Origin of the sequence: Streptococcus sp. 116-D4 (genome assembly GCF_009731465.1) — a bacterium.
Classification (GTDB): Bacteria; Bacillota; Bacilli; order Lactobacillales; family Streptococcaceae; genus Streptococcus; species Streptococcus pseudopneumoniae_E.
Genome location: NZ_AP021887.1, coordinates 1,177,800 through 1,196,906 on the forward strand (window position 1 = coordinate 1,177,800; position 19,107 = coordinate 1,196,906).

General features: G+C 38.8%; 18 protein-coding genes. 3 read left to right on the forward strand and 15 right to left on the reverse strand.

Going from position 1 to position 19,107, the window contains the following annotated elements; all coding sequences use genetic code 11:
* From UKS_RS06040 to UKS_RS06100, 13 genes are all read right to left on the reverse strand, one after another.
* Entirely contained in the window at positions 1 to 270 is a 270-nt protein-coding gene (locus tag UKS_RS06040) for a DUF1294 domain-containing protein (protein ID WP_156012198.1), read from the reverse strand.
* Positions 267 to 1,304: a 3-isopropylmalate dehydrogenase gene (leuB, locus tag UKS_RS06045; protein WP_156012199.1), complete on the reverse strand. Its 1,038-nt coding sequence runs from the start codon at positions 1,302 to 1,304 to the stop codon at positions 267 to 269. Before leuB ends, UKS_RS06040 begins: the two co-directional genes overlap by 4 nt.
* An 11-nt stretch (positions 1,305 to 1,315) precedes the next feature.
* Complete coding sequence (locus UKS_RS06050) at positions 1,316 to 2,878, reverse strand: 2-isopropylmalate synthase (RefSeq protein WP_156012200.1); 1,563 nt, start codon at positions 2,876 to 2,878, stop codon at positions 1,316 to 1,318.
* A 313-nt stretch (positions 2,879 to 3,191) separates the two neighbouring features.
* Positions 3,192 to 3,848, reverse strand: coding sequence for an MmcQ/YjbR family DNA-binding protein (locus tag UKS_RS06055; RefSeq protein ID WP_156012201.1), 657 nt, complete (start codon positions 3,846 to 3,848; stop codon positions 3,192 to 3,194).
* Between the two features lie 43 nt (positions 3,849 to 3,891).
* Positions 3,892 to 4,524: a copper homeostasis protein CutC gene (locus UKS_RS06060; protein WP_049494811.1), complete on the reverse strand. Its 633-nt coding sequence runs from the start codon at positions 4,522 to 4,524 to the stop codon at positions 3,892 to 3,894.
* A 92-nt stretch (positions 4,525 to 4,616) separates the two neighbouring features.
* Positions 4,617 to 4,976, reverse strand: a complete 360-nt coding sequence (locus UKS_RS06065; RefSeq protein ID WP_156012202.1) for a YbaN family protein — start codon at positions 4,974 to 4,976, stop codon at positions 4,617 to 4,619.
* Positions 4,977 to 5,234: 258 nt separating this feature from the next.
* Positions 5,235 to 7,322, reverse strand: a complete 2,088-nt coding sequence (gene topA / locus UKS_RS06070) for a type I DNA topoisomerase (protein WP_156012203.1) — start codon at positions 7,320 to 7,322, stop codon at positions 5,235 to 5,237.
* A 269-nt stretch (positions 7,323 to 7,591) separates the two neighbouring features.
* Positions 7,592 to 8,440: a DNA-processing protein DprA gene (gene dprA, locus UKS_RS06075; protein ID WP_156012204.1), complete on the reverse strand. Its 849-nt coding sequence runs from the start codon at positions 8,438 to 8,440 to the stop codon at positions 7,592 to 7,594.
* 87 nt (positions 8,441 to 8,527) lie between these two features.
* Positions 8,528 to 9,217, reverse strand: a complete 690-nt coding sequence (locus tag UKS_RS06080; protein ID WP_156012205.1) for a sugar phosphate nucleotidyltransferase — start codon at positions 9,215 to 9,217, stop codon at positions 8,528 to 8,530.
* A gap of 11 nt (positions 9,218 to 9,228) precedes the next feature.
* Complete coding sequence (locus tag UKS_RS06085) at positions 9,229 to 10,107, reverse strand: DMT family transporter (protein ID WP_049494818.1); 879 nt, start codon at positions 10,105 to 10,107, stop codon at positions 9,229 to 9,231.
* Positions 10,097 to 10,966 carry a phosphotransferase family protein gene (locus tag UKS_RS06090; protein WP_156012206.1) on the reverse strand — a complete coding sequence of 290 codons (870 nt, stop codon included), beginning with the start codon at positions 10,964 to 10,966 and terminating at the stop codon, positions 10,097 to 10,099. The genes UKS_RS06085 and UKS_RS06090 overlap by 11 nt, the downstream gene beginning before the upstream one ends.
* 16 nt (positions 10,967 to 10,982) lie before the next feature.
* A complete protein-coding gene (locus UKS_RS06095) occupies positions 10,983 to 12,005 on the reverse strand; it encodes a ribitol-5-phosphate dehydrogenase (protein ID WP_156012207.1) in 1,023 nt (340 codons plus the stop codon).
* A 4-nt stretch (positions 12,006 to 12,009) separates the two neighbouring features.
* On the reverse strand, positions 12,010 to 12,717 hold the full coding sequence (locus UKS_RS06100) for an IspD/TarI family cytidylyltransferase (RefSeq protein WP_000638495.1): 708 nt from the start codon (positions 12,715 to 12,717) through the stop codon (positions 12,010 to 12,012).
* Between the two features lie 334 nt (positions 12,718 to 13,051).
* On the opposite strand from UKS_RS06100, the gene tacF reads away from it, so the two are divergent.
* Genes tacF through UKS_RS06115 form a run of 3 tightly spaced genes read left to right on the forward strand, consistent with a single transcriptional unit; the run spans position 13,052 to position 16,163 of the window.
* Positions 13,052 to 14,539 carry a type IV teichoic acid flippase TacF gene (gene tacF, locus UKS_RS06105; protein WP_156012208.1) on the forward strand — a complete coding sequence of 496 codons (1,488 nt, stop codon included), beginning with the start codon at positions 13,052 to 13,054 and terminating at the stop codon, positions 14,537 to 14,539.
* 9 nt (positions 14,540 to 14,548) lie between these two features.
* Positions 14,549 to 15,352: a LicD family protein gene (locus UKS_RS06110; RefSeq protein WP_156012209.1), complete on the forward strand. Its 804-nt coding sequence runs from the start codon at positions 14,549 to 14,551 to the stop codon at positions 15,350 to 15,352.
* A 1-nt stretch (position 15,353) separates the two neighbouring features.
* A complete protein-coding gene (locus tag UKS_RS06115) occupies positions 15,354 to 16,163 on the forward strand; it encodes a LicD family protein (protein ID WP_156012210.1) in 810 nt (269 codons plus the stop codon).
* A gap of 52 nt (positions 16,164 to 16,215) precedes the next feature.
* Here the strand turns inward: UKS_RS06115 and UKS_RS06120 are convergent, their stop codons facing one another.
* A complete protein-coding gene (locus tag UKS_RS06120) occupies positions 16,216 to 17,472 on the reverse strand; it encodes an ISL3 family transposase (RefSeq protein WP_173020491.1) in 1,257 nt (418 codons plus the stop codon).
* 241 nt (positions 17,473 to 17,713) lie between these two features.
* A complete protein-coding gene (locus UKS_RS06125; RefSeq protein WP_156012211.1) occupies positions 17,714 to 19,048 on the reverse strand; it encodes an Nramp family divalent metal transporter in 1,335 nt (444 codons plus the stop codon).
* Positions 19,049 to 19,107: the final 59 nt, after the last annotated feature.

The following is a 19,107-nucleotide window of genomic DNA, read 5'->3' on the forward strand; positions in this document are numbered from 1 at the left end:
TTACCTCCAAATAAAATATAAGGCTACTAGCGTAGTCACCATCCCAAGAAACCAAACTGTTTTAAAATACCATTTTCGAGTCTTGTGGTGAAAGATGATTCCTGCTAGCCAGGCACCAAAACCACCACATAAGATTGCAAATGATAATAAATATTTTTCAGGTATTCGCCAAGCACCTCTTTTTGCTTTAGATTTATCAATACCATAAATCATAAATACCAATAGATTCCAAATCAAAATAGCAAACGTAATTCCTTGATTTATCTTCATAACCTTTCAATAATGGCTTCTGTCATTTCCTTGGTCGAAGCCTGTCCTCCTATATCTCTCGTTAATATACCAGCCGCCAAACTTGCCTCGACAGCACGTTCGATACGCTCCGCTTCCTCATAACGTCCAAAACTATCTCTCAACATCATGGCCACTGATAAAATCATGGAAATAGGATTGGCAATTCCTTGACCAGCAATATCAGGTGCTGAACCGTGAATAGGTTCATAGAGACTTGGTCCATTTTCAGAATGACTGGCTGATGGCATAACCCCAAGTGTGCCAGATAGAACGCTTGATTCATCAGAGAGAATATCTCCAAAAAGATTCTCCGTTACAATAACATCAAACTTAGCAGGATTGGTAATCATGAGCATGGCAGCTGAGTCCACTAACTGGTGTTCCAAGGTCACATCTGGGAAATCATGCGCGACCTTCTCAGCTACTTTCCGCCAGAGTTTTGATGTTGCCAACACATTTTGCTTATCGATACTAGTAACGATTTTTCTCCGACTTCTTGCAATTTCAAAGGCCTTGCGTATAATCCGCTCTACTTCCTCATAACTATAATCATTGATATCACGCGCTTTTCTTTCTTCAAGAATATGATCCCCAAAGTAAATCCCGCCTGTCAACTCCCGCACAACGACAAAGTCCACCCCAGCAATTCGTTCCGGTTTTAGAGGTGACAAATGCTTAAGACTATCAAAGATTTTTACAGGGCGAATATTAGCGTAAAGATTGAGTTCCTTACGGAGAGCCAACAAACCTTGTTCAGGCCGAACCACCGCCCCATCATACTGGGGACTACCGATCGCTGCTAGTAGGATAGCATCTGCCTCCCTACTTGCCTTGAGCGTTTTGTCCGGCAAGGGATGTCCTGCAGCATCAATACCTGCACCTCCAAAAGGTCGTCTGTCTATTTCATAGACAAAGCCTATTTTTTTAGCTAGAGCCTCCAGAACTTCTAAACCAGCCTCCATGATTTCTGGGCCGATCCCATCCCCTGCTAGAGCTACTATTTTTTTTGTCATAGCCTTCTCCTTTACACACTAGGCATGTCGCGATAGGAAACGCTACGTCCCATCTCACCAGCATTCTCTTTTTGAACAAAGGTATTAGCATTGATGTAAGCAATAGCAGATGCTTTCAGTACATCGAAATCAAGCCCTGCTGCATTAAAGATGGTTTCTGTATCTCTGTTTTCAACAGTGACCAAAACCCGAGCTTGGGCATCAATTCCATCTGTCACAGCATCAATGGTATAGGACACCAAACGGACAGATTGATTAAAGAACTTGTCGATAGCGTTAAAGATTGCTTCAACAGAACCTTGCCCTGTCGCATTAAATTCGACTTTCTCACCATCCATATTAGCCAGGATAACAGTTGCTTCAATTTCATTTTCCGCATGAGTTTGCAGTTGTAAATCATCAAAGTGGAAGCCTTCTGGATTTTCAACCATAGTTCCGGCTACCAGAGCACGAATATCTGCATCTGTGATTTCTTGTTTCTTGTCGGCCAGTGCCTTGAACTTAGCGAAGAGTGGTTTGATGTCCTCTTCTGTAAAGTCTAGGGCCAATTCTCTTAGTTTTTCAACAAAGGCATGGCGACCAGACAATTTTCCAAGTGGGAGGCTATTACTCTTGACACCGACCAATTCAGGGGTGATAATCTCATAAGTAAGAGGATTTTTAAGGACTCCGTCTTGGTGAATACCAGATTCGTGAGAGAAGGCATTGCCACCGACCACAGCCTTGTTTTTAGGAACTGGAATTCCAGAGAAGCGAGAAACCATTTCCGACGTATTGATGGTTTCATTTAAAACAATACTAGTTTCTGCTTGGTAGTAATCTTGACGAATATTGAGGGCTACTGCAATTTCTTCCAAAGCAGCATTTCCAGCTCGCTCACCAATACCGTTGATAGTCCCTTCAACACGGCCTGCTCCATTCTTGATAGCAGCAAGGCTATTAGCTACTGCCATTCCGAGATCATCATGACAGTGAGGCGAATAGATGATCTGACGGTCTGTCTTGACATTCTCAATCAAGTGTTTGAAGATAGCACCATACTCCTCTGGTGTAGTAAATCCTACCGTATCAGGGATATTGATATAAGTCGCACCTGCATCAACCGCTGTTTGAACAACTTGCAAGAGGAAATCCAACTCTGTTCTGGTCGCATCCTCTGGAGAGAATTCGACAACCTCAAACTTAGAACGGGCATAGGAAACATGCTCCTTAATAACTTCCAAAATCTCTTCCTTGCTCTTATTGAGCTTATACTTACGATGAATAGGACTGGTAGCGATAAAGACATGAACCTGTGGATATTTGGCATCCTTGAGGGCTTCATAACAAGCATCAATATCAGACTTGACCGAGCGTGCCAAACCAGTCACCGCTGTTTTCTTCAAGGCTTTAGCAATCTCCTGAACTGCCGTAAATGAGTCTGGACTAGCCGCTGGAAAACCAGCTTCAATTGCTGAAATGCCCCATTTCTCAAGCTGTCTTGCAATGGCAAGTTTTTCCTTGATTGAAAAATTAACGCCCGGTGTCTGCTCTCCATCCCGAAGGCTAGTATCTAGAAATTCAACTGTTCTCATAAGATTTCCCCTTTTCCAACTATGGTTTTAAAAAAACATCTCGCTCGGAGTTCCAAGCGAGATGTTGATTTACTCCCGCTTGGTAAGCCAAACAGGACTAATGCATTTTGCACTAGCCCGAGTACCTCAACAACAAAGCGAATTGATTAAACTTAGCTGTTTTCATGTTTGACTTTCTCCTTCGTTTGATATCTTGTTAAGTATTTTAGCATAGGCAAAAGTAGTTGTCAAGAAAAAATCCAATATTTTCTGAAAATTTCTTTAGTAGAGAATATTTTGCTAATTGAAAGTTATTGAAAACCCTTGAAATGTTTCATTTTTTAGAGGTTAAGTTCCAGCTTTTTTCGATCAATTCTAGTACTTCTTCATCTACCAAAGTATCATCAAGCGCCACACTAATCCAGTAGCGCTTATTCATATGAAAAGCTGGATAAATCCCTTTTTTTACCAACAAATCAGCTACTTGGTCATGTTTGAGATTGACTGCTTCCACTAATCCTTCTCTGCCCTTTTCAAGCTTATTCCAAGAAATTTTCATCAAGACGGCATACCACTTTTGATTTCCTTCATGCCGTAATACTGCCGTATCAGGCGATTTCTCCCATAGATATTCCAACTGATTGCCATATTTTTTCTGAATCTGAGTCATGATTCGCTTAGTCTGAGGGCAGATAAAATCCTGTACCTCAAAACAAGCTTTCCGAATCTGATAAAGAATCTCCAAACAAGCCTCACGGACACTTGCAACAAAACTTCCTTTAAAACTTTCCATATGGACTTGAGGATAGAGATCACCAGTCTCCTGGTCAAATACTTGAAAGCTCACATTATCAGCAGTAATGGACACAGTCATGACAAAGTCACCTTGCAAAATCTGGCAACTATAGGTCCACACTCCCGCATTTTCTACAAAACCATAATCATGAGCCTTTTCTTGATTTAATTGATAGGATTTAAAAATTTCAAACATAAGTGAAAACTGCTATCCAAAGCTAGCAGTTCCTTTCTATTTTTTAAAAGACAACCTTGGTTCCGTGCAATTGTGTCACGCCTAGCTGATCGATAAAGGTTTGACGGTTGTCAAGGTCAATCCCCCCACCTGGTAGAATTTCAATCTTACCTTTAGCGTGCTCCAAAATTCTGTGATAGTGAGCAAAACGTTTGTCTAGTGAATCGCCAGACACACCAGCACGAGTTAAGATACGAGTCACTCCAGCTTGGCTGAGCCAATCAATAGCTTCCAACTGATCCTGTTCGCTCAATTCATCAAATGCCATATGGAAAACAATTTCCATACCTTTAGATGCAGCAATCAATTTTTCAAGATTGGCCTTGTCCAACTTCTTATCAGCAGTCAATGCACCAAAGACAACGCCTTGGCTTCCTGCTTGAGCAGTTAGAGCAATATCCTCAAGCATAATAGAAATCTCGAGGTCATTATAGACAAAATCACCACCACGCGGGCGAATCATAGTCATAATGGTCGTATCGTAGTCGTCCGCCAGTTCCACAGCTGCCTTTGTTACTCCGTAGCTTGGTGTCGTTCCACCAACTGCTAGATTATCACAAAGCTCGATGCGGCGAGCTCCTGCCTGCATAGCCTTTTCAAGCAAGGTAACATTTTCAGCACAAAATTCGTAAATCATTTGATTCTCCTTGAGTATTACTTTAAATTTATTATATCATATTGTTGTGAATATGCTTTCAATTTTATCAAGGCAAATAACTACTATTTTAACTATTCTTTGTCTGGAATAACCTTAAAGAGATAATAGGTTATAAAGATGTTCAAAGCTCCCAGACCGATTTTGACTGGTAAGAGAGGAGCAAAAAAAATGGAAATTCCCATCAAGATGTAGATAGAAACGATGATTTTTTTCTTACGTTCACGCGCAATAGACTTGGTTTCACGAAAGTCCGCTACGTAAGTCTGATAGAGTTTGGTATGATAAAGCCAATCTTCAAAACGCTTGGAACTTCTGGAGAAACAAGCAATAGACAACAACAGAAAAGGAGTTGTAGGCAACAAGGGCAAAACAACCCCAACAATAGCCAAGGCAAGTGATAAAAAACCAATTATCAGATAAATAAGACGCATAACTTCTCCTAATTAATACTCTTCGAAAATCTCTTCAAACCGCATCAACGTCACCTTGACGTAGGTAGGGTTATTGACTTCGTCAGTTCTATCCACAACCTCAAAGCAGTGCTTTGAGCAACCTACGGCTAGTTTCCTAGTTTGCTCTTTGATTCTCATTGAGTATAAAATAATCTTCTTCTAGTTTCGCATACAAGGGGGAAATTTGTCAAGCATCAACAAAAAAGAGCCTGAAATTTATTTTCAGGACTCTGCATTTTATTTAATTTTTTCCTCTTCGTAGTCGCCATTACTACATACAACCTGTTTACCACCACCACGGACCTTTTTCTCCACAAGGAAATGTCCGCATTTTGGACAATCACGTCCAATTGGTTTGTCCCAGGAAGTAAATTCACATTCTGGATAGCGATTGCAACCATAGAAGAGGCGATTACGTTTGGTTTTACGCTCAATGATTTGTCCCTGATGACAACTTGGACACTCAACACCAATCTCTTTCACGATTGCTTGGGTATGACGGCAATCTGGGAAATTGCTACAAGCATAGAACTTACCAAATCGACCAAGTTTAATAACCATTGGACTGCCACACACTTCACAGTCAAATCCAGCTGGTTCATCCTTGATCTGGATTTTTTCCATTTCTTCTTCAGCCTTGGCGACTTCTTTAGAGAATGGTTTGTAAAAGTCATCAATGACACGTTGCCACTGCTCTTTTCCGACTTCGACGTCATCCAGCTTGCCTTCCATTTCAGCTGTAAAGGTCACGTTTACGATATCTGGGAAATATTCAACGATGAGCTTGTTAACAATTTCTCCCAACTCTGTTGGTTCAAAACGTTTGGCTGCAAGGCGAACATAATAACGTTTCTGAATAGTTTCAATGGTCGGTGCGTAGGTTGACGGACGTCCAACCCCATTTTCCTCCAAGGCCTTGATCAGTGTCGCTTCAGAATAGCGAGCAGGCGGTTGAGTGAAATGTTGCTCTGGTTTACTATTGACCTGTTTGACAACATCTCCAACAGCCATATCCGGTAACATCTTATTCTTGTCAGAATCATTATAAATAGCAAGATAACCATCAAACTTAACCTGACTACCATTAGCAGCAAATTGAACTCCATTTTGAGACAATTTAACAGCCATGGTATCAAAGACAGCAGCTGTCATCTGACTAGCCACAAAACGATTCCAAATAAGAGTATAAAGCTTGAGCTGATCCTTATCCAGATACTTAGCGATGCTTTCCGGTGTATTAAAGACACTTGACGGACGAATAGCCTCGTGGGCATCCTGAGCTCCTGATGCATTTTTGACCTTGCTACCATGCTTAGAATACTTGCTACCAAAACGATCCGTAATGAAACTTGCTGCTTCGTTCTGTGCCACTGGACTGATACGAGTAGAGTCAGTACGCATATAGGTAATCAAACCTTGAACACCAGAACCGATATTAATTCCTTCATAGAGCTGTTGGGCAACCATCATGGTCTTTCGAGTACGGAAATTGATTTTATTAGCCGCATCCATCTGCATAGATGAAGTGGTATATGGTAAAGGAGCATTGCGTTTGCGCTCTTTCTTATCTACCTGATCCACTGAAAAATCTTTGCTAGTCAGACGAGACAGAACTTCCTTGACCTCATCATTACTAGTCAGTTTTATCTTTTTACCATCTACTCCATAGAAAGCAGCCTGAAATTGCTTGGTTCCCTTTTTAAAGACAGCATCAATTGTCCAGTATTCTTCTGGTTGGAAGGCATTGATTTCATTCTCACGATCAATGATTAACTTAAGCGCAATAGACTGTACGCGACCTGCTGACAAGCCCTTCTTGACCTTCTTCCACAAAATAGGCGAAATCGAATAGCCTACCAAGCGGTCTAGGACACGACGAGCCTGTTGGGCGTCGACCAAGTCCATATCAATCTTGCGAGGTTCTTTAAAAGCATTTTTGACCGCATCCTTGGTGATTTCATTGAAGACCACACGGTTGGCATCATTTTCATCTAAATTGAGAATATGGGCCAAATGCCAAGAAATTGCTTCTCCTTCACGGTCCGGGTCACTCGCCAGAAAGACTTTATTAGCTTTTTTGGCTTCTTTTTTCAAGTCATTGATGAGAGGTCCTTTTCCTCGGATATTGATATATTGCGGTTCATAATTATTTTCAATATCGACTGACATACTGGATTTCTTCAAATCACGTATATGCCCGACACTGGCTAGAACCTTGTAGTTTCTGCCTAGATATTTTTCAATCGTCTTGGCCTTAGCAGGCGATTCCACGATTACTAGATTTTTTTTAACTGTTGATTTTTTCTTTTTTGTTGCCGTAGCCACACTATCACACCTTTTCAAAGTAATAAACTTTATAAAGTGTAAACCATTTTGCCATAACTGTCAAGACTTAGCTACTATATATAGAAGAAAAATTTGTCTAGTAAGCGTACTTTCTTCTTATACTCAATGAAAATCAAAGAGCAAACTAGGGAGCTAGCCGCAGGTTGCTCAAAGCACTGCTTTGAGGTTGCAGATGAAACTGACGAAGTCAGTAACCCTACCTACGGCAAGGTGAAGCTGACGTGGTTTGAAGAGATTTTCGAAGAGTCTTAAAATTCAAATTCCGCAAGCACATCTTGCCCACTGGTGACTAATTTTGCCCCTTCTTGAATCAAATAATGGCAACCGTCTGATAGTCCATCTAAAATACTTCCAGGAATAGCAAAAACATCGCGTCCTTCTTCCATTGCTCTCTCACAGGTAATGAGACTCCCCGAGCGCATCTTGGCCTCTGCTACAATCACACCACGACAAAGTCCAGCGATGATGCGATTACGGGCAGGAAAATGAAATTTCAGAGGTTGTTCGCCTGGTCCGTACTCACTGAGAATCAGATGATCATTGCCAATGTAGTCTTGCAAGCGTTTATTGGCTTTAGGATAAAACACGTCCAGACCTGTTCCAATCACTGCAATGGTTTTTCCGCCATTCTGAAGAGCTGCCATATGAGCTGATGTGTCAATCCCCTTGGCTAAGCCACTGACGATAACCAGTTCATTTTCCAAGCCTTGAATGACTTTTTCAACTGACTTAGCTCCCTGTTTACTACAAGCACGACTTCCCACTACCGCTACCTTAGGAAATTTCAAGAGATCCAAATTCCCCTTGTAAAATAACAGCACAGGTGCATCATATATTTCACTCAAATCCCAAGGGTAACAGTCGTCTAAAATAGAGAATGATGGAAATTTTTGAAACTCCTTCTCCAAATGCGCATCGTCTATCTGAAAATAACGTTCCATAAAAACAGCTGGATTTCGGCAACCTGATATATCTGCAATATCACCCAACAAAAGCTCCTGATCAACATTTTCACCGTATTCTAAAACTTTCAAAATTTGTTGATTGGTCAAACCTGATTTTTTTAACTTATAGATTTCATAGTTTGTGATTTTCATAAATATCTCCATTTCTTTTTCTGCTCATCTATTTATTCGTAAAAAATCAAAAAAACATCCGACTATTTTAGTCAGATGTTGGAATCTTTAATTTTCGTTTTTAAGAATTTCTTCTAATTTATGATAATCTTGGACACTATCGATTTCATAGATGCTATTGCCTTCTAATTCTTCAACATAGACATCCAGTTCTTTGATATTATCTTTGACCATATTGTCCCAATAGAGATCAACAAATTCACCACTTGCATAAGCCTTATCGATAAAGCTAACAATCTTTTCTGCAGTTGGAGCATCCCAGAATGATACACCACTAAGGATACGACCAGCCTTGCTATCAACAGTAATATCTTGAACCTTGTAGTCATCTCCATAGACCAAGAACCATTCATTGGTACAATCTTCACGATAAACACTAAAATAAGTCGAACGAGTCAAATCATTGCGGAACATATTTTTAAAGAGATAATTATCGGCATCAATAACATAGCTGTCAGCTAATTCTTCTTTTACAAGATAGAGAGAGTAAAAGTTATTGTAGTCAGCGTATTTATCATTGAAGACAAGGCGAACACCATATTTTTCTTTCAAATAATCGAATTGTTCTTTAAGGTAACCAACGATGATGATGATGTCATTGATCCCTTTTTCTTTTAAAAACTCAATTTGGTATTCAATCAAAGGTTTTTGATTAACCTGAACCAAGGCTTTAGGGGTATTTTCAGTCATAGGACGCAAGCGAGTTCCCAATCCCGCTGCTAAGATGATGGCTTTCACACGAATCTCCTTTATTCTTTAATAATAATATAAACTCCAGCAATGACAATAAGTGACGTAATAATGGTCAGCATATCTAGCGGTGCACCCAAGAAAATAACTGCAAATAAGACAGTCCATACTACATAACTCACGTTCAAGCCTGTAGCCTTGGCTGGTTGCAAGCGATTAATAGCGATATAATAAGCCAAGTAGGAAATCATATCAAAGGCTGCAAAGACAATCATAAGACCTAACAATTGTCCATTAGCCACTTCTGCAAATGACTGATGAGAGAAGAGCACAATCACAAGATAGGACAAGAATGAAGTCACTTGACGGATTAAGAGGGCTTCGATTTCACTCAAATCACTTTCCATGGCAAAGGAGCTAAGAACACTCTCGCTTCCCCATGCAATAGCACAAATCAAAGCACAGAGAATCCCAATGTAGAAGGAATTAACCTGTTCAACCTTATAGGTCTGAGCAATTATCCCTGCAATAATCAAGACAATCCCAAACACAGTATTTTTCGAAATCTTGTGCTTCAAAAAGAAGAAAGCCAATAAAACTGAAATCGCAGGGTAAATTGCCGATACAGATGAAGCTAAGGAACTTCCGATATACTTAACCGCATAAAGATTGGCCTGCATACCGATAGGGCCTGCTAGCAAGGCTCCGATGATGACACTCACATTGCGAATATTTAAGAAAATTGAGAGACGAACTTTTCCTTCTTTTACCAAGATAAAAGCTAGTAAGATAAAGATACTCAAGAAATCGTGAGCAGCTGCCACCACAAAGGGCGACAAATCTGTAAAAATCGAAAAGATATAAGCACTAATCGTTAGACCTAAACCCCAGAAAATACCTGAGAGTAGACCAAAAGAAACTCCATTTTTATTTTTCATCTGAACCTCCATAATATGACAAACCTTTAACAGCTCTTTGGTAACGATTCACACCATAGTCACCAAAATCTGCACCTTGCTCTTCCTTATAGACAGTCCATAGACTCCAAATCGTATCTTGTAAAATTTTATAAATGGCAATTTTTTCCCGAGAGACAGGTGTTTGCTCACTCTCATAGTGAGATAAGAAATCTTCTTCCTCTTGGGGAGTGAATTCGGACTCTAAAAAGAGGGAAGCCAAATCCCACATTGGATCATTCATTGATGAATATTCCCAGTCAATCAGATAAAGTCGTCCTTGTGGTGATTCGATAAAGTTTTCGGGCACCAAATCAATATGACAAGATTTTCTGTCAACACCTAAGTCAGCCAGTCTGTTCTCTAAGGAGAAAACTTCTTCTCGAACAGCTTCATAATTGGCATAAGGGATTTTCTCTTCAATCAAGGATTCATATTTCTTGATTTCTTCAAAAGGAGCAAACTCTCCTCTTAATTCCTTGCCAGAAGCATGAACCGTTTGTAATATGGGAGCAATTTTATCAAATTTGGTCTTGATTGACGTTGAATCAAGCGTAATCGCAGATTCAATATACTCATTTACTTTGATACCAGCTTCAATATCAAAAAGATAATTTTTTACATCTAGGTCTAAATCTTTGAGTAGTTCAAGATTGTACTTTTCATCTTGACGATTGATCAGTTTTTCTGTCCCTTTACCAAAGAACTTAACGATGTATTGCTTATTTGTTGTTTTGACCAAATAGTTTTGATTGGTCATTCCCCCCAGTTGTTCAACACTGAGGACTTCCTCTTCTTGACGAAGTAAGGAAGAAATGTTTTCTTTTATGATTTTTTCCACAATTAACCTCCAGCACCTATACTTCCCACTTAAACACGGTTTTAAAGGCTGTGTTTAAATCGGTAGCAAAGACACGGTGAATATCTTTAATTTCTCTTACAGGTTCTTCTAGATAAAGGATATTTTTAAGACGATTGGCAAATTTCTTGACTTCCATCATTTGGATGGCATTTTCAAAATCAATGCGACCAGAACGAGAGGACCCAACCAAGAGCAAGCCCTTTTCTAAGGCATCGCGAGTATTGAGATTGACTTTATATTCGCTAACGCCCATCATGAGAATCGTTCCCTGAGGACAAATGTAGCGAATCAGATCATTAATGGCTGGTCCAGTACCATCACCACCACAACACTCAAAAGCATGGTCAAAGGCCAAATCTTCAGGAATATTGTCAGTAATATAGCATTCTTTGGCGAATGAGAAAAGTTCCAATTTTTCCCAATGACGACCAATAACCACAATCTCTGCTTCTGGCAAAGTATAGTTGATAATATTAGCAACTACAAAAGCTAAACTTCCATCTCCGATAACGGCGATTCGATCCCGCTTGCTATGAGCAAGGGTCAATAGGCGATTCATAGCATGCATACCAACACTGACAAACTCTGTAATGGCTGCAACCGTATCTTCGATAGCATCGTAAGCCACCACACGGTCTTTAGGGAGAGAAACAAACTCTCTCATAAAGCCATCAAATCCACTAGACAAGAAATGGGTGCCTGTCATGTAGTTCTCATAGAATTCTTCATCGCTCTGCATAGGAGGCTGATTCGGAATCATAACAACCTTTTGACCAACCTCATAAGTTCCTGTCGGATCAGAAATAACAGTTCCACATGACTCGTGAATCATTGCCATTGGAAGCTTTTTATTCAAAATCTTTGGATCACGTTTTCCTTGATAATAACGCTGATCCGCATGACAGACAGCCATATAATTAGGACGGATGAGGATATGATTCTCTTGGTCAATAGCCTCTTCTTGATATTTGACATTGATAAACTTAGGCTTAGTTAGCTGATAAATTTGATTAATCATTTTACTAGTCTTTCTCAATCATACTTTTTGCAATCTTCAAATCTGTTACGGTTGTAATCTTCAGATTTGAGTATTCACCCTTGGCCAAGGCTACATCTTTTCCTTTAATCACAAAGATTTTACATGCATCTGTCAAGATTTCCTTCTCCTCAGCAGAGAGAGAACCGTAAAGATCCATGAAGTCCTTGCAACGGAATGTTTGAGGCGTTTGCCCTTGATAGAGGTGAGCACGATTTGGAATATCTGTAATAAATTGACCATTGGTACTTTCAACGATAGTATCAACCGCTTCTACCACTGTATCCACTGCGTCATGATTTTGGGCAAGTTGGATATTGTCCTGAATCATGCGAAGCGTAATAAATGGACGAACAGAATCGTGGGTAACAACGATATCCTCTGGAGTAAGCGGACGATAAGCATCAATGGCTTCAATGATTTTCTCAATACTTGTGTTGCGGTCAGCACCACCCTTTGTAATGATGATACGTTCCTTATGAAGAGGAAGATATTTATCTACAAGATCCTCTGCATGGGAAACCCAGTCTCCATGAACACCAACTACAATTTTTTCAATGCTTGGTTCCAAGACAAATTTTTCAATTGTATGAATCAAGATAGGTCGATCACCTAGCTCTAAAAATTGTTTTGGCAAGTTACTGATTCCCATGCGTGTGCCAGTTCCCCCAGCAAGAATTCCTGCATAAATCATCTATTTTCTCCTTTGTCTTACTAAAAAAACTTATTCTCTCTATTATACCACAATCTAGTCCTATCATAAAAGAAATACCGGTCCTCCCCTTCTAGAATAGGAGGATTAAGGAGGTCTATTATTTAAAGAAACTAGTCCATTTCTAGTAATGACTAGGAATTCTGTAGTCATTACTAATAAATGGCTGTGAAATTTTAGAGTTCTTCAGAATAATATACTTTCCTTAAAGAAAACTTAAAATTAAACTTTGAAACTTCAAAGTGATTGTTTGACTTACTGCCCCTCATTTCTTATTAGCCGACTTTATGATATAATGAAAAACGAGGTAAATTGAATGAAAAGTATAAAATTAAATGCTCTATCTTATATGGGAATTCGTGTCTTAAATATTATTTTTCCCATCCTAACCGGAACCTATGTCGCACGTGTCTTGGACCGAACTGACTATGGTTACTTCAACTCAGTTGACACTATTTTGTCTTTTTTCTTGCCCTTCGCAACTTATGGAGTCTATAACTACGGTTTAAGAGCCATCAGTAATGTCAAGGATAGTAAAAAAGATCTTAATAGAACCTTCTCTATTCTTTTTTATTTGTGCATAGCTTGTACAATTTTGACCACTGCTGTCTATATCCTAGCCTATCCTCTCTTCTTTACAGATAATCCAATCGTCAAAAAAGTCTACCTTGTTATGGGGATTCAACTCATTGCCCAGATTTTTTCAATCGAATGGGTCAATGAAGCTCTGGAAAATTACAGTTTTCTTTTTTACAAGACTGCCTTCATACGTATCCTGATGCTGGTCTCTATTTTCCTGTTTGTCAAAAATGAACACGATATTGTTGTCTATACACTTGTGATGAGTTTATCGACACTGATTAACTATCTGATTAGTTATTTTTGGATTAAAAGAGACATTAAGCTTGTGAAGATTCACATAAGTGATTTTAAACCGCTCTTTCTCCCGCTAACAGCTATGTTGGTCTTTGCCAATGCCAATATGCTCTTCACTTTTTTGGATCGTCTCTTCCTCGTTAAAACAGGGATTGATGTCAACGTTAGTTACTATACTATGGCTCAACGAATTGTGACCGTTATAGCTGGTGTTGTAACAGGAGCTATCGGAGTGAGTGTACCTCGTCTCAGCTATTATCTAGGAAAAGGCGATAAGGAAGCCTATGTCGCACTTGTTAACAGAGGAAGTCGAATCTTTAACTTCTTTATCATTCCACTGAGCTTTGGACTCATGGTTTTAGGACCAAATGCCATCCTACTTTACGGTAGTGAAAAATATATCGGAGGCGGTATCTTAACCTCTCTCTTCGCTTTTCGTACGATTATCCTGGCACTAGATACCATTCTTGGTTCCCAAATTCTCTTTACAAATGGCTATGAAAAACGTATCACAGTCTATACAGTCTTTGCAGGATTACTCAATTTAGGCTTAAATAGTCTCCTCTTTTTCAACCATATCGTGGCTCCTGAATACTACTTACTGACAACTATGCTATCAGAAGCCTCTCTACTCGTCTTCTATATCATTTTCATCCATAGAAAACAACTCATTCACTTGGGACATCTCTTTAGCTACACTGTCCGATACTCGCTCTTTTCACTTTCCTTTGTAGGAATCTATTTCCTGATTAATTTCTTGTATCCTGTGGATATGGTCATTAATTTGCCATTTTTGATTAATACTGGTTTGATTGTCTTGCTTTCAGCCATCTCTTATATTGGTCTACTTGTCTTCACCAAAGATAGCATTTTCTATGAATTTTTAAACCATGTCCTAGCCTTAAAAAATAAATTTAAAAGATCATAGGAGTTTAGAATGAAACAACTAACCATTGAAGATGCCAAACAAATTGAATTAGAAATTTTGGATTATATTGATACTCTCTGTAAAAAACACAATATCAACTATATGATTAACTACGGAACTCTGATTGGGGCAGTTCGACATCAGGGCTTTATCCCTTGGGACGACGATATTGATCTTTCCATGCCTCGAGAAGACTACCAACGATTTATTACCATTTTTCAAAATGAAAAAAGTAAATATAAACTTTTATCCTTAGAAACGGATAAGAGCTACTTTAACAACTTTATCAAAATAACAGACAGTACGACTAAAATTATTGATACTCGGAATACAAAAACCTATGAGTCAGGTGTTTTTATTGATATTTTCCCTATGGATCGCTTCGATGACCCTAAGGTCATTGATATTTGTTATAAGCTGGAAAGCTTCAAACTTCTGTCTTTCAGTAAACACAAAAATATTGTCTATAAAGATAGCCTTTTAAAAGATTGGATACGAACAGCCTTCTGGTTGCTCCTTCGACCTGTTTCTCCTCGTTATTTCGCACATAAAATCGAGAAAGAAATTCAAAAATATAGTCGTGAAAATGGGCAGTATATGGCTTTTATCCCTTCTAAATTTAAGGAAAAGGAAGTCTTCCCAAGTGGTACCTTCGATAAAACAATCGATTTACCCTTTGAGAATTTGACCCTTCCAGCACCTGAAAAATTTGATACTATTTTGACACAATTTTATGAAGATTATATGACCCTACCACCAGAAGAAAAACGCTTCTACAGTCATGAATTTCACGCTTACAAATTGGAGGATTAGGATGCAGTATTTAGAAAGAGAAGAAATTAAAGAAATTCAACTAGCTCTGCTAGACTATATTGATGAGACTTGTAAGAAACATGATATTCCTTATTTTCTCAGTTATGGAACCATGCTTGGAGCTATCCGCCACAAAGGTATGATTCCCTGGGACGATGATATTGATATTTCTCTCTATCGTGAAGATTATGAGCGTTTACTGAAGATTATTGAAAAAGAAAATCACCCTCGCTATAAGGTTCTTTCCTACGACACTTCTTCTTGGTACTTCCATAATTTCGCATCGATTTTGGACACTTCTACTGTTATCGAAGACCATGTTAAGTACAAGCGTCATGACACTAGTCTCTTTATCGATGTCTTCCCAATTGATCGCTTTACAGACTTGAGTATTGTCGATAAAAGTTATAAGTATGTAGCCCTTCGTCAACTAGCTTATATCAAAAAATCACGTGCAGTTCACGGTGATAGCAAGTTAAAAGATTTTCTAAGATTATGTAGCTGGTACGCCCTCCGATTGGTCAATCCCCGTTACTTTTACAAGAAAATTGATCAGCTAGTCAAAAATGCTGCAACCAACACTCCTCAATATGAAGGAGGAATTGGGATTGGTAAAGAAGGAATGAAAGAAGTCTTCCCAGTTGATACTTTTAAAGAACTGATTTTAACCGATTTTGAAGGCCGTATGTTACCCGTCCCTAAAAAATATGATCAATTTTTAACTCAGATGTATGGGGATTATATGACACCACCATCAAAGGAAATGCAAGAGTGGTATAGTCACAGTATTAAAGCTTATCGCAAGAACTGATTGATGGCAACAATATAAAGGCTCTTTGTCAACTGTAGTGGGTTGAAGTCAGCTAAGCTCGAGAAAGGACAAAATTCGTCCTTTCTTTTTTGATGTTCAGAGCTATAAAAATTCTTTTTTTGAAGTTTTCAAAGTTCCGAAATCCAAAGGCGTTTCGTTTGATAAGTTTGATGAGATTATTGGTCGCTTCCAATTTTGCGTTGGAATAAGGTAATTGAAGAGCGTTGATGATTTTCTCTTTGTTCTTTAGAAAGGTTTTAAAGACAGTCTGAAAAATAGGATGAACCTGCTTCAGATTGTCCTCAATGAGTCCGAAAAATTTCTCAGGGTCTTTGTTCTGAAAGTGAAAAAGCAAGAGCTGATAGATCTGATAGTGGTGTTTCAAGTCTTCTGAATAGCTCAAAAGCTTGTCTAGAATCTCTTTATTGGTCAAGTGAATACGAAAAGTAGGACGATAAAAACGTTTATCGCTGAGTTTTCGACTATCCTGTTGGATGAGCTTCCAGTAACGCTTGATAGCCTTGTATTCATGGGATTTTCGCTCAAACTGATTCATGATTTGGACACGCACACGACTCATAGCACGGCTGAGATGTTGGATAATATGGAAACGATCCAACACGATTTTAGCGTTTGGAAAAAGCTGTTTAGCCAAGTCATAGTAAGGACTAAACATATCCATCGTAATGATTTTCACTCGACATCGAACGACTCTATCATATTTAAGAAAGTGATTTCGAATGATAGCTTGTGTTCTGCCTTCAAGAACAGTGATGATATTGAGCTTATCAAAATCTTGAGCAATGAAACTCATCTTTCCCTTTGTAAAGGAGTACTCGTCCCATGACATAATTTCAGGAAGACGAGAAAAATCATGCTTAAAACGGAAGTCATTGAGCTTGCGAATGACAGTTGAAGTTGAAATGGACAGCTGATGAGCAATATCGGTCATAGAAGTTTTTTCAATCAGCTTCTGAGCAATTTTTTGGTTGATGATACGAGGGATTTGATGATTCTTCTTGACGAGAGAAGTCTCAGCAACCATCATTTTAGAGCACTGATAGCACTTAAAACGGCGTTTTCTAAGGAGAATTCTAGAAGGCATACCAGTTGTTTCGAGGTAAGGGATCTTAGACGGTTTTTGAAAGTCATATTTCTTCATTAGACTTCCACAATCAGGACAAGAAGGGGCCTCATAATCCAGCTTAGCGATAATTTCTTTGTGGGTATCCATATTGATGATATCTAGAATCTTGATGTTTGGGTCTTTAATATCGAGAAGTTTTGTGATAAAATGTAATTGTTCCATATGATTCTTTCTAATGATGGTTTGATCGCTTTTCATTATAGATGATATGGAACTTTTTTTCTACAACAAAATAGGCTCCATAATATCTATAGGGGATTTACCCACTACAAATATTATAGAGCCAATATAAACGACAAAAAAGAACAGTTTTGACTGTTCTTTTTACTTCTTTCCATGAATCAACCAATACTACTTTCTCTTTGTCGATCTTCGAACCGATACAAAATTGATTTTAACGAGTTTAAAAAATATCAAAAAGAAGCTTAATATTGAGAATGGTTAAGATGATTGAAACTACGTAGCCTAGGATTGTGTTCCACTTGGCATTGGTAAATTCTCCCATCAGTGACTTCTTAGAAGTCAGATAAATTAAGGGAAAAATCGAGAATGGAAGAGCGATTGACAGAAAGACCTGCGAATAGACCAATAACTGATCCAAGGTCTTTTCTTGATGCCCAAACAAGACAGCGACTATGATTACAGGAAGCAAGGCAAAAATCCTTGTACCAACACGGATAATCCACTGAGGTAATTTCATATGCAAGAAACCTTCCATGACAATCTGTCCTGTTAAAGTACCTGTAATAGTAGAATTTTGGCCACTTGCTAAAAGGGCTAAAGCAAATAAAGTTGACAGAGTTGAGCTAGCTATCGCTCCTGCTATTGTAGAATCCTGCAAAGCATTGTACATTTGGGAGAATGCTGAAATTTCAGATGCATGACCAAAAAAGAGCGATGCTCCTAAAATGAGAAGTAAGGAATTGACAATAAAAGCTAGGGACAACTGAAGATTTGAATCCCAGGTCATAAAACGCACGGCTTTTCGAACATCCTTCTTATCTTTGTGATTGATTTTCCTTGTTTGAGATAGCGATGAATGGAGATAGAGATTATGAGGCATGACTGTTGCTCCCACAATCCCTAAAGCCAAAGTCAGTTGACTCTCATGTCCTGGCAAAGGACTTTCAAATAAAGTCGAAGTCGGTAAATAGCCACCAAAAATCCCCTGCATACTTGGATTGGATAAAGCCACCAGATAAGAAAAGATTCCTAATATAGTTAAGATAAGGGTTGTAACAATGGCTTCAATCTTCTTGAACCCAAATTTCATCAACAAAAGCAAAAGAAATACATCTAAAACAGTTAGCAGTATAGCGACCATTATCGGTATTTTAAATAAAAGATTTAAGGCAATCGCTGAACCTAAAACCTCAGCCAAGTCTGTCGCCATTAAAGCTAATTCTAACATCACCCATAGACTATAACGGAGCCACTTGGGGGCATGCTGAGCTGTTGCCTGTGCTAGGTCCATCTTAGTCACGATACCGAGCTTTCCAGCCATCTGTTGTAGCTGCATAGCAATGATGGATGACATCAAAATAACGAATAAGAGACTATATTTGTAGGAAGCCCCACCAACCACACTAGTAATCCAGTTTCCAGGATCCATATATCCAACAGCCACAAGAGCGCCAGGCCCTAAAAATGCTTTTAGATTTTGCCAAAAATGATTGTTATTCGGAGTTTCAATGGATTGGTTGATCTCAGAAAGAGAGATCTTTTTGTAAGAAGACATAGGCATATTTCACTTTCTAATCTTGTCTTTACTTAGTTTATTCATGGAGTTTTGAAAAT